Origin of the sequence: Skermanella stibiiresistens SB22 (assembly GCF_000576635.1) — a bacterium.
GTDB lineage: Bacteria > Pseudomonadota > Alphaproteobacteria > Azospirillales > Azospirillaceae > Skermanella > Skermanella stibiiresistens.
Genome location: NZ_AVFL01000040.1, coordinates 37,364 through 47,865, shown reverse-complemented (window position 1 = coordinate 47,865; position 10,502 = coordinate 37,364). Strand labels below are relative to the sequence as shown.

The window sequence follows — 10,502 nt, the reverse complement described above, 5'->3', positions numbered from 1 at the left end:
GGCCTCACCGGCGGCGGCGCGGGCGGTTTCGAAATCGGCGCGGGCCGCCGCGGCGGTATCCTCGGCGCCGTCCAGTTCCAGCCGAAGCTCGGCCAGCCGGTTGCGCTGCCGCAGCCGGATCGCCGCCGCCGTGGGAGCGCCCGCCACGACCGACAAGCCGTCCCAGCGCCACGACGCGCCGTCGCGGGTGACCAGGATCTGGCCAGGCGACAGGGTAGGGGCGAGCGCGTCGCCTTCCGCCGCGCTGGCGACGACACCGATGTGGTCCAGGCAGCGGGCGAGCGCCGGAGGGGCCTTGACCTTGGCGGACAGAGGCACGGCGCCGGGTGGCAAGGGTTCCGTCCGCTCCAGCGCCGGATGGGAGCGCCAGTGGACGGCGGCGGCCTCGTCCAGCGGCGCCGTCAAGTCGTCGCCCAACGCCGCGGCGATGGCGACCTCGTAGTCCGGCGCCACGGTCACCGCGTCGATCAGGGGCGGAAACAGGTCGCCGGACCCGGATTCGAGCAGTTCCGCCAGCGCGGTCTCCTCCGCCTTCAGCCGGGCGCGGACGGCATCCGCCGCCTGCTGTGCGTCGCGGCTCCGGCCCATCGTGGCCTCCGCCGCCGCCTTGGTGGTCTCGGCCGCCTCTGCCCGGTCACGGGCGATCTCCAGCGCCTCCTCGGCCGCCGCGACCGCCTCCTCGGCGGCGTCCATGTCGGGGCGGTCGGCCAGTTCGGCCTCCAGCGCCGCGCGCTGGCGCCGCTGCTCCTCCAAGCGGCGGGTGGCGGTCGCCAGCCGTTGCTCCAATTCGGCCGCCTGCCGCTGGAGGGCGCCGCGCCGCGCCTCGTCGGCGGCGGTTCGCTCGGTCAGGGCGGTCAATTCTCGGTCCAGGGCGTCGACCCGTTCGCGCGCCTCGTCCAGCGCCTCGCGGGCGGCCTCCTCGACGGCCACCTCGTCGCCCTGTTCCTCGATCAACCCGTCCCGTTCGTCGGTCAGGCGGGTCAAGGCGGTGCCGGCGTCCTCCGCCAGCGCCCGCTCGCGCGCCAAGTCGGTGGCGACCTGCGCCAGACGGCGCTGGTTGGCCGTCCGCGCCTCGGCGACCCGCCTCTCCTCCGCGTCCAGCGCCTCGCGGGCGATCACCAGCCGTTGCAGGGCTTGGGCGGCGGCCGCCTCGGTCTGGCGCAGCCGGGGCAGACCCTCGGCGTCGGCGGCGCGCTTGGTCGTTTCCGCCGCGACCTCGGCCATGCGGTCGCGGACCAGCACCTCGGCATCGTTGAAGCCAAGGCGCGCCGTCGCCAGCGCCGATTCGGCGGCGACCCAGCGGAGATGCAGCGACACCGCCTCGGTCCGTCGGATCTGCTCGCTGAGGTTCCGGTAACGCGACGCCTGCTTGGCCTGCTTCTTCAAGGTGCCGAGCTGGGCGTCCATCGTGACGATCACGTCGTCCAGCCGCGACAAGTTGGCCTCGGTCGCCTTGAGCCTCAGTTCCGTCTCGTGCCGGCGGGAATGCAAGCCGGTGATGCCGGCCGCATCCTCCAGCAGCACGCGCCGCTCGGTCGGCTTGGCGTTGATGATGGTGCCGATGCGCCCTTGGCTGACCAGGGCCGGCGAGTTGGCGCCGCTGGCGTTGTCGGCGAACAGCAGCTGCACGTCGCGAGCGCGGACGATCTTGCCGTTGATGCGGTAGTCGGAGCCGGAGCCCCGCTCGATTCGACGCTGGATGTCGAGATCGTCGAAGTCGTTGAAGCCGGTCGGCGCGGTGCGGCTGGAATTGTCGACCGACAGCGTGACGTCGGCGATGTTGCGGGCCGGCCGCTTGTCGGTCCCGCCGAAGATGACGTCGTCCATGTCGTCGCCGCGCATCTTCTTGGCGGAGGTCTCGCCCATGACCCAGCGCAGCGCCTCGACCAGATTGGACTTGCCGCAGCCGTTGGGACCGACGATGCCGGTCATGCCCGGCTCGATCACCAGCTCGGTGGGGTCGACGAACGATTTGAAGCCCGAAATGCGGAGCTTGACGAACTGCACGGCGCGGCCGACCCCAATCCTGTCCCGAGTTCAGCGCCGCCGGATCACGAACCCAGCTTGTCGATCACGCGGGCGAATTCGGTGATCGGCTGGGCGCCGACGACCTTCTCGATGGTGTCGCCGCGCATGATCACGAAGGTCGGCGTCGATTGGACTTGGTACTTCTGCTCCGCCTCGAGCCGACGCTCGATCAGCTTGTTGGCCAAAGCCTCGTTGGACATGCAGGACTGGAACTGCTGGTCGCCGACACCGGCCAGCTTGCCGGTCTGGGCCAGCGCCTGGGCCGGATCGCTGGCGCCCGCCCACTTGTTCTGGCTCTTGAACAGCACGTCGAGGAAGCCGAAGTACCGCTCCGGGTTGGAGCAGCGGGCGAGCATGCTGGCCTGGAGCGCCGCCCGGTCGAACGGGAAGTCGCGGAACACCAGCTTGGCCTTGCCGGTGTCGATGTAGTCCTTCTTCAGCTGCGGCAGCGTGTTTGCGTGGAAGCTGGCGCAGTGCGGGCAGGTCAGGGAGGAGTATTCGAGGATCGTGACCGGCGCGTTGGGGTCTCCCAGCACGCGCTCGCTCAGCGGATCGTTCTTCTCGGCCGCCTGGGCGACCTGGGCCTGGGTCGCCTGACCCTGGGCGAGCTGGGCCTGGACGACCTGTGTCGGCTTCGGCGTGGAGTCATGGTCCGGGACCGACCCGGCCCGCGCGGGGGCGATGATCTCGGGTGCCGGTGTTTCCTTGGCGATGACGCCGGTGTTCACGAGGCCGACGCCGGCCCCAACAACGACCACGGCTACCATGGCCAATCCCAGCATATAGCGGCGCAAGATGCCCTCCTGGATGCAAGAGCTAGTGAATATAGAGGTCGCCTACCCGTTCGGGCAAGCGTTGGACGGGTTCGGGGGAGGGTTCCCCCTTCGGATCACGCTTCGGGTCATGGCGCGGTCTTGGCATGGACCGCCCTTCCCAGCCGGATCAGGGCGTCGCGCAGGCCCTCGTCCTCGACGGATTGGGCGGCCCGCTGGATGTTGGTCTCCTCCTCCGCCGTCATCGGGCGCTGGACCTTGGGGCGGCGCGGACCGCCGGGCAGGGGACCCTGGATCAGCTTGATCCGCTCCACCGCCTGATAGCCGAAGAAGGCGTTGATCCGCTCGATCAGCTGCGGTTCGGAATGCTGGACCTCCAGCGCCGCCGAACCGGAAACCTTGAGATGCAGCGTCGCCCCCTCGCGCTGGCCGGGCGGGAAGGCCAGTTTCTGCGGCAGGGTGCTGCGCGCCAGCTCCGGGCCCATGATGGTCGCCCAGTCCGTGATCAGCGTGCCGAACGCCATGCCGCGCTTTCCCAGCGCCTTGCCGGCCACCTTGGGCACGATGCGGGCGAGGGGGCGGGGGGCTGACATGCGCGGATCTCCAAAACATGAGGGGCGGATAAGTGGGGAGCCGAAACGGGTGGCTGATCGGGTGACGGGGACTATTCTCATCGAACCTATTGTTAAAGCACCTGTCGCGGGGCGACAACACACCATGACATCGACCAAAGAACCAAGCCTTTTTCCGGCGGCGCCGGCCCGGACCCTGGAACCGGCCGTCCTCGCCCGCTCCCTGCTGGCCTGGTACGACAGTCACCGCAGGGTCCTGCCGTGGCGGGCACCGGCCGGCCGGACCGCCGATCCCTACCATGTTTGGCTGTCGGAGATCATGCTTCAGCAGACGACGGTGGTCACGGTAGGTCCCTATTTCGAGGCTTTCCTGAAGCGGTGGCCAACCGTCGCCGATCTGGCGGCGGCCGACCTTGACGCCGTCCTCCACGCCTGGGCCGGGCTTGGCTATTACGCGCGGGCGCGCAACCTGCACAAGTGCGCCCAAGCGGTGGCCGGATCGCACGGCGGCCATTTCCCCGATACTGAAGAGGGATTGCGGCAACTTCCGGGCATCGGCGCCTATACCGCCGCGGCGGTCGCGGCCATCGCCTTCGACCGACGCGCCACCGTGCTGGATGGCAATGTCGAGCGCGTCATGGCCCGCCTGTTCGCGGTGGAGGAGCCGCTTCCAGGGTCGAAGGAAAAGCTCCGCGTGCTGGCCGACACGATCACGCCCGACCGCCGGCCCGGCGACTACGCCCAGGCGGTGATGGATCTGGGCGCCACGGTCTGCGTGCCGCGCAAGCCCAGATGCGGCCAGTGCCCCTGGCATGACGGCTGCGCCGCCAGGGCCGCCGGCATCGCCGAGACCCTGCCGCGCAAGACGCCCAAGGCGGACAAGCCGACCCGGCGCGGCATGGCGTTCTGGCTGCTGAACCCGGAAGGCGCCGTGCTGCTGCGCCGCCGGCCGGAGAGCGGGCTGCTCGGCGGTATGATCGAGGTGCCGTCGGGTGATTGGCTCGAACGGCCGGCCCAAAGCCTCGCCGCCGCCGGGATCCAGGCGCCCGCCGCGGCGAAATGGCGTCTGCTGCCGGGACTGGTCCGCCATACCTTCACCCACTTTCACCTGGAACTTCAGGTCGCGGCGGCGCGGGTCGGCGGGGACTCGTGGAAGGCGGCGGAGGGGATCTGGGTCCCGGTCGATCGGCTGTCCGATCACGCCTTGCCGACGGTGATGATGAAGGTCGTCCGGCACGCCTTGGGCGCGTCGGAACCGAGTGGTGGAGTATTCTGAATGATCCGATCCTGGGGATTGGCGGTGGCGGTGGCGATGGTCATGGGCGTGTCGGGTGGCGTCGCGCGGGCGACCGACCAGCCGGTCGACCTGGAGCTTGTCCTGGCGGTCGACGCGTCGGGCAGCATCTCGACCGGCGCCTTGGAGTTCCAGCTGCGGGGCCACGCGGCGGCGTTCCGCAGCCAGCGGGTGGCCGACGCGCTGACCGCCACCGGCAACCGCGCGGTCGCGGTCACCCTGGTGCAATGGGCGGGGCCGAACACGCTGGAGACCGTGGTGCCGTGGACCCGGATCGCCGATGCCGCCGACGCCGTGCGGTTCGCCGACGGCATCGCCAAGCTGGACCGGGCGCAGCGCGACGGCAGCACGGCGATCGGCAGCGCCATCGACCGGGCGGCCGATCTGTTCGACCACAACGGCTTCGAGGCGCCGCGCCAAGTCATCGACATCTGCGGCAACGGCTTCAGCAACAGCGGCGTCGAGGTGTCGGGTGCCCGCGACCGCGCGGTCGCGAAGGGCGTCACGATCAACGCGCTGGCGATCCTGGACGAGTACGACTGGCTGGAGGAGTATTACGAGGAGAGCGTGATCGGCGGTCCCTTCGCCTTCGTCACCACCGCCGAGAACCGCGACAGCTTCGGCGACTCGATCACGCGGAAGCTGGTCAAGGAGATCGCCGGCGATCCCGGCGAGGCGCCGGCGGTGCGGCTGGCGGCGCGCTAGGCCCAAATCCTCTTGGGCATCGCAGCAAATCCGGCGGCGGCGCGTTGGGGCTTGGCAAACCCCTGATCGGATCACCCATGACAGACACCCGGCACATACCCTCCGACGAGCTTGGAACCGAGGAACGCGAGAACGTCGACGAGATCACCGCCCCGCGCACGCTGATCGTCCACGAGGCGGTGCGGAAGGAGGGCGAGGAGGAGTTGAGCCGGCCCGCGTCGTCGCTGATGTGGTCGGGACTGGCGGCGGGCCTGTCGATGGGTTTCTCCATGGTCGGCGACGGGCTGATCCGCGCGGCGCTCCCGGACGAGCCTTGGCGGCCCTTGCTGAGCAGCTTCGGCTACAGCCTGGGCTTCCTGGTCGTCATCCTGGGCCGGCAGCAACTGTTCACCGAGAACACCCTGACGGCGGTGCTGCCGCTGCTGCACCAGAAGAGCTGGGTCCGGATCGGCGACGTGGCGCGGCTCTGGGCAATCGTCTTCGCGGCCAACATCCTGGGCACCCTCCTGTTCGCCTGGACCGTGGAGGGAACCGAGGTGTTCTCGCCGGCGGCCAAGGAGCAATTCACCGAGCTTGGCCGCCACGCCGCCGAACCGGCGGCGCTGACCACCTTCATCAAGGCCATCTTCGCCGGCTGGATGATAGCGCTGCTGGTCTGGCTGCTGCCCCTGGCCGGCTCCGCCAAGCCCTTCGTGATCGTCGGTTTGACCTATTTCGTCAGCCTGGGGCAACTCGCCCACATCATCGCGGGCTCGGTCGAGGTGGCACACGCCGCCTTCGCCGGGGTCGTGCCGTGGAGCGAATACCTGGTGGGCTTCATCCTGCCGACGCTGCTCGGAAATGTCGTGGGTGGCGTCGGGCTGGTGGCGTTGCTGGCCCACGCGCAGGTCAAGGAGGAGGGAACATGACTCAGTCCCCGGCTTCCGCCGCGCCTTCCGACAGCGTGGTCTCCCCGGTCGGCTTCGGCTTGGGGTCGGCGGGTGTCTTGAACGGGGGGATCAAGCCGTCGCGCTGGCGAAGGAGGTTGTGGATCGCCGTCGCGGCCACTGCCGCCTGACCCATCGAGACGGAGATCTGGTTGAGGCCCTCGACCACGTCGCCGGCGGCGTAGAAGCCGGGGATCGAGGTTTGGCAGTGGGCGTCGACGATCACGCGGCCCTGCTCGTTCATCCCGGCGCCAACCTGACCGGCGAGGGTCGATCGGGCGAGGGTGCCGAGCGCCGAGTAGAGCGTGTCGAAGGCGAGTTCGACACCGCCCTTCAGGATCACCTTGGTGATCCGGCCATCCTCCTCGGTCACCCGCTCGACCTGCTCCTCGATGACGCGGATGTCCAGTTCGGCCAGCTTGGCGCGATCCTCGGCCGTCAGGTTCATCGGGGTGCCAAGCGTCAGCAGGGTCAAGTCGGCGGTGTAGCCGCGGATGAACAGGACCTCGCCCAGGGCGTCGCGGCCATGGCCGATCACGGCGACCTTCTTGTCGATCACCTCGAAGGCGTCGCAGATCGGGCAGACGCGGATCAGGCCACGCTGGACGGCGTCGAACAGGTCGGGCAGGCGGGGCTGGTCGTCGATCACCCCCGTGGCCAGGATGACGGTCTTGGCGCGCAGCTCCCGGCCGCTGCCGGTGGTGGCGCGGAAGGTGCCGTCGTCCAGCCGGCGGATGGTCTCCACCGAGCCGGTCCCGATCTCGGCGCCGTACTGGCGGGCTTGGCACCGCATGCGTTCCAGCAATTCGATGCCGTTGACGCCCTCCATGAAGCCGGCGTGGTTGCGCGAGGTCGGAATCCACGAACACCGGCTCTTGGCCTCGTCCACCACCAGGATGTTCCGCCTGAACCGCACCAGATAGATCGCGGCCGTCAATCCGCCGGGGCCGCCGCCGACGATCAGGCAATCGAGCATGCCGCTCATGATGTTCCGCTCCAACGCTGTGGCTGACGCCATAACGGGAACACATGGCCGCTGTTCCAAGGCTATCCCGGTACGCCCCGGATGGTACGTCCGGCGGAGACTCGGTCCCCGCCGGACGCGCCAATCAGGCGGCTCCAGGCCTCAGCTGGCGAGCTTCCGCTTCAGCTCGCGCCGGCGGCGGTGCAGCACCGGCTCGGTGTAGCCGCTGGGCTGCTCGCGGCCCTTCAGGACCAGGTCCAAGGCCGCCTGGAAGGCGACGCTGCCGTCATAGTCCTCCGCCATCGCGCGGTAGTCGGGATCGCCGGCATTCTGCCGATCAACCACCGCGGCCATCCGCCGCATCGTCTCGACCACCTGAGCCTCGGTGCAGATGCCGTGGCGCAGCCAGTTGGCGATGTGCTGGCTGGAGATCCGCAGGGTCGCGCGATCCTCCATCAACCCGACATTGTTGATGTCGGGCACCTTGGAGCAGCCGACGCCCTGGTCGATCCAGCGGACGACGTAGCCCAGGATGCCCTGCGCGTTGTTGTCCAACTCCTGCTGGATCGCGTCGGGCGTCCAGTTCGGCCGGTCGACCAGCGGGATGGTCAGGATGTCGTCCAGCTTGCCGCGTCTCTTGCCCGCCAGCTCCGCCTGACGGGCGGCAACGTCGACCTTGTGGTAGTGCAGCGCGTGGAGGGTCGCGGCGGTCGGCGACGGCACCCAGGCGGTGTTGGCGCCCGCCTTGGGATGGCCGATCTTGGTTGCCAGCATCTCGGCCATGCGGTCGGGCATCGCCCACATGCCCTTGCCGATCTGTGCCTTGCCCTTCAGTCCGGCGGCCAGTCCGGTATCGACGTTGTTGTCCTCGTAGGCCGCGATCCACGGAGCGCCCTTCATGTCGCCCTTGCGCAGGACCGCGCCAGCTTCCATGCAGGTGTGGATCTCGTCGCCGGTGCGGTCGAGGAAGCCCGTGTTGATGAAGGCGACCCGGTGCTTGGCGGCGCGGATGCACTCCTTGAGGTTCACCGTCGTGCGGCGCTCCTCGTCCATGATGCCCATCTTGATCGTGTATTTGGGCAGGCCCAGCGCGTCCTCGACCCGGCCGAACAACTCGTCGGCGAAGGCGACCTCCTCCGGGCCGTGCATCTTGGGCTTGACGATGTAGAGCGAGCCCGTGCGGCTGTTGCGCAGCCCGCCATTGGCGGCGGCGTTGGTGCCCTTGATGTCGTGCATCGCGATCAGCGTGGTGAACAGGGCGTCGAGCATGCCTTCCGGCGCCTCGCTCCCGTCCGACAGCTTGACCGCGTCGATCGTCATCAGGTGGCCGACGTTCCGGACCAGCATCAGGCTGCGGCCGGGCAGGGTCAGCGTGCCGCCATCCGGCTTGGTGTAGACGCGGTCGGGATTGAGCCGGCGCTCGATCGTCTTGCCGCCCTTCTCCAGTTTGGCGCTGAGCTTGCCGTTCATCAGGCCAAGCCAGTTGCGGTAGATGACCACCTTGTCCTCGGCGTCGACGGCGGCGACGGAGTCCTCGCAGTCCATGATCGTGGTCAGGGCCGACTCGGCGACCACGTCGGCGACACCGGCCGGATCGTCCTTGCCGATGAAATGCCCGCGATCGATCCTGATCTCCAGATGCAGCCCATGGTTGGCCAGCAGCACGGCGGTCGGCGCCGCGGCGTCACCCTGGAAGCCGGCGAACTGGGCCGGGTTCTTGAGACCGGTGGTGCGCCCGTCACCCAGCGTCACGACCAGTTGGCCGGCGACCACGGCATATCCAGCCGTGTCGGCGTGCGAGCCTTCGGCCAGTGGTGCCGCCTCGTCCAGCGCCCGCCGCGCGAAGGCGATCACCTTGGCGCCACGATGGGGGTCGTAGCCTGGAGTGGAAGTCCTCTCGTCGTCGGACGGAATGGCGTCGGTGCCGTAGAGGGCGTCGTACAGGCTGCCCCAGCGCGCGTTGGCGGCGTTCAGGGCGTAGCGCGCGTTCATCACCGGAACGACCAGCTGGGGACCGGCTATGGTCGAGATCTCGGCGTCGACATTGGCGGTCTCGATCGAGAAATCCGCGCCCTCGGGCAACAGGTAGCCGATATCGCGCAGGAACGTCTTGTAAGCCTCGAGGTCGGTCGGACGGCCGCGATGCTCGCGGTACCAGATATCGATCTTGGCCTGCAACTCGTCGCGCTTGGCCAGCAGTTCGCGGTTACGAGGCGCCAGATCGTGCAGGATGGCGTCGAGCGCCGCCCACAGCTGGCCGGGTTCGATGCCGGTGCCGGGAAGCGCCTCCGTCTCGATGAACTCGCGAAGCTCGGCGGCGACTTGAAGGCCGCCGATCTGGTTCCATTCGCTCAAAACTCCATCCTCCTGTTGTTCGTTCCATGGTCTTCGCTGGCCCGTGGGCGTGTCCCGGATGGCACGCCGGGAACGGACCGATCCCTGATGCGACTGGTCATACCAATTTTTGTGCACCGCGTCATCGCTGGAGTCGCAATGTGGGTGGCATGGCTGGTGTTCACAACTGTTGGGCCAGCTAGCTGTTGTCTGGAAGGGTTGCGGTTGGGTGTGTCTGCTCCTATTAGATCGCGGTGGCGTCCGTCACCGCCACCGCTGCGGCTTTCCAGATCGAAATCCTGGAGCTGCCAAGCTCATAGTCTTGATGGAGACGCGAAACCATGCGGCATGTGTTTATTTCCAGGGCTGGCTCGATGGTCCGAACCTTCCTGGTGGCGTCCGCGCTGACGCTGACCGCCGCGGCCGGCTCGCCCACGACCGCCGCCGCCGCCGATGCCGGCGGGCTGGTGAGCGCGCTGGCCTCGCAGCTCGGCGTCACCAAGCCGCAGGCGGAAGGCGGGGCGGGCGCGATGCTGAACCTCGCCAAGCAGCGGATGGCGCCGGACCAATTCGGACAGGTCGAGAGCCAGGTTCCCGGCATCGGCGGGTTGATGGGGTCGCGTTCCGGTGGTCAGGGCGGTGGCGGCGGCCTTGCCGACATGGCGGCTGGCGCGCTCGGCGGGTTGGGCGGAGGTTCCGGTGGCGGTGGCGCCGCCGGTGGCTTGGGAGCCTTGGCCCCGCTGGCGGGCTCCTTCTCGTCCCTCGGCCTGTCGCCCGACATGGCCGCCAAGTTCCTGCCGGTCATGCTGCAATACCTGAACTCCAGCGGTGGCGGCGGGGCCGCCGGGTTGCTGAAAGGGGCGCTGGCGGGCTGATAGAATCCGTCCAGTGCCGCGAGGGCGCCTT

Annotated in this window: 9 protein-coding genes; 4 read left to right on the top strand and 5 right to left on the bottom strand. The window is 69.0% G+C overall.

What is annotated here, in order from left to right; translation table 11 throughout:
* The 3 genes from N825_RS31390 to N825_RS31380 all read right to left on the bottom strand — a co-directional run.
* A partial coding sequence (locus N825_RS31390) for a chromosome segregation SMC family protein (RefSeq protein WP_037460449.1) occupies positions 1-2,007 on the bottom strand: 2,007 nt, incomplete at its 3' end.
* A gap of 44 nt (positions 2,008-2,051) precedes the next feature.
* The gene (locus tag N825_RS31385) at positions 2,052-2,822 is read right to left on the bottom strand and encodes a DsbA family protein (RefSeq protein ID WP_245613287.1); all 771 of its coding nucleotides are present in this window, start codon (positions 2,820-2,822) and stop codon (positions 2,052-2,054) included.
* Positions 2,823-2,929: 107 nt separating this feature from the next.
* Positions 2,930-3,394, bottom strand: coding sequence for a DUF721 domain-containing protein (locus N825_RS31380; RefSeq protein ID WP_037460447.1), 465 nt, complete (start codon positions 3,392-3,394; stop codon positions 2,930-2,932).
* A 124-nt stretch (positions 3,395-3,518) separates the two neighbouring features.
* Here N825_RS31380 and mutY point away from each other — a divergent pair, with 124 nt between their 5' ends.
* The 3 genes from mutY (at position 3,519) to N825_RS31365 (ending at position 6,280) form a co-directional block, all read left to right on the top strand.
* The gene (mutY, locus tag N825_RS31375; protein WP_037460445.1) at positions 3,519-4,649 is read left to right on the top strand and encodes an A/G-specific adenine glycosylase; all 1,131 of its coding nucleotides are present in this window, start codon (positions 3,519-3,521) and stop codon (positions 4,647-4,649) included.
* The gene (locus N825_RS31370; RefSeq protein ID WP_051513716.1) at positions 4,650-5,372 is read left to right on the top strand and encodes a DUF1194 domain-containing protein; all 723 of its coding nucleotides are present in this window, start codon (positions 4,650-4,652) and stop codon (positions 5,370-5,372) included.
* Positions 5,373-5,449: 77 nt separating this feature from the next.
* Positions 5,450-6,280, top strand: coding sequence for a formate/nitrite transporter family protein (locus N825_RS31365; RefSeq protein ID WP_037460443.1), 831 nt, complete (start codon positions 5,450-5,452; stop codon positions 6,278-6,280).
* A gap of 1 nt (position 6,281) precedes the next feature.
* Here N825_RS31365 and N825_RS31360 read toward each other — a convergent pair whose 3' ends face one another.
* Positions 6,282-7,283, bottom strand: a complete 1,002-nt coding sequence (locus tag N825_RS31360) for an NAD(P)/FAD-dependent oxidoreductase (RefSeq protein ID WP_157619662.1) — start codon at positions 7,281-7,283, stop codon at positions 6,282-6,284.
* A gap of 141 nt (positions 7,284-7,424) precedes the next feature.
* The gene (locus N825_RS31355; protein ID WP_037460442.1) at positions 7,425-9,617 is read right to left on the bottom strand and encodes a malate synthase G; all 2,193 of its coding nucleotides are present in this window, start codon (positions 9,615-9,617) and stop codon (positions 7,425-7,427) included.
* Positions 9,618-9,937: 320 nt separating this feature from the next.
* Here N825_RS31355 and N825_RS31350 point away from each other — a divergent pair, with 320 nt between their 5' ends.
* Positions 9,938-10,471 carry a DUF2780 domain-containing protein gene (locus tag N825_RS31350; protein WP_198038983.1) on the top strand — a complete coding sequence of 178 codons (534 nt, stop codon included), beginning with the start codon at positions 9,938-9,940 and terminating at the stop codon, positions 10,469-10,471.
* Positions 10,472-10,502: the final 31 nt, after the last annotated feature.

Bases quoted from the DNA above. Each gene is read 5' to 3' on its own strand.
- N825_RS31380 (WP_037460447.1), bottom strand. From the start codon at position 3,394: ATGTCAGCCCCCCGCCCCCTCGCCCGCATCGTGCCCAAGGTGGCCGGC.
- mutY (WP_037460445.1), top strand. From the start codon at position 3,519: ATGACATCGACCAAAGAACCAAGCCTTTTTCCGGCGGCGCCGGCCCGG.
- N825_RS31370 (WP_051513716.1), top strand. From the start codon at position 4,650: ATGATCCGATCCTGGGGATTGGCGGTGGCGGTGGCGATGGTCATGGGC.
- N825_RS31365 (WP_037460443.1), top strand. From the start codon at position 5,450: ATGACAGACACCCGGCACATACCCTCCGACGAGCTTGGAACCGAGGAA.
- N825_RS31360 (WP_157619662.1), bottom strand. From the start codon at position 7,283: ATGAGCGGCATGCTCGATTGCCTGATCGTCGGCGGCGGCCCCGGCGGA.
- N825_RS31350 (WP_198038983.1), top strand. From the start codon at position 9,938: ATGCGGCATGTGTTTATTTCCAGGGCTGGCTCGATGGTCCGAACCTTC.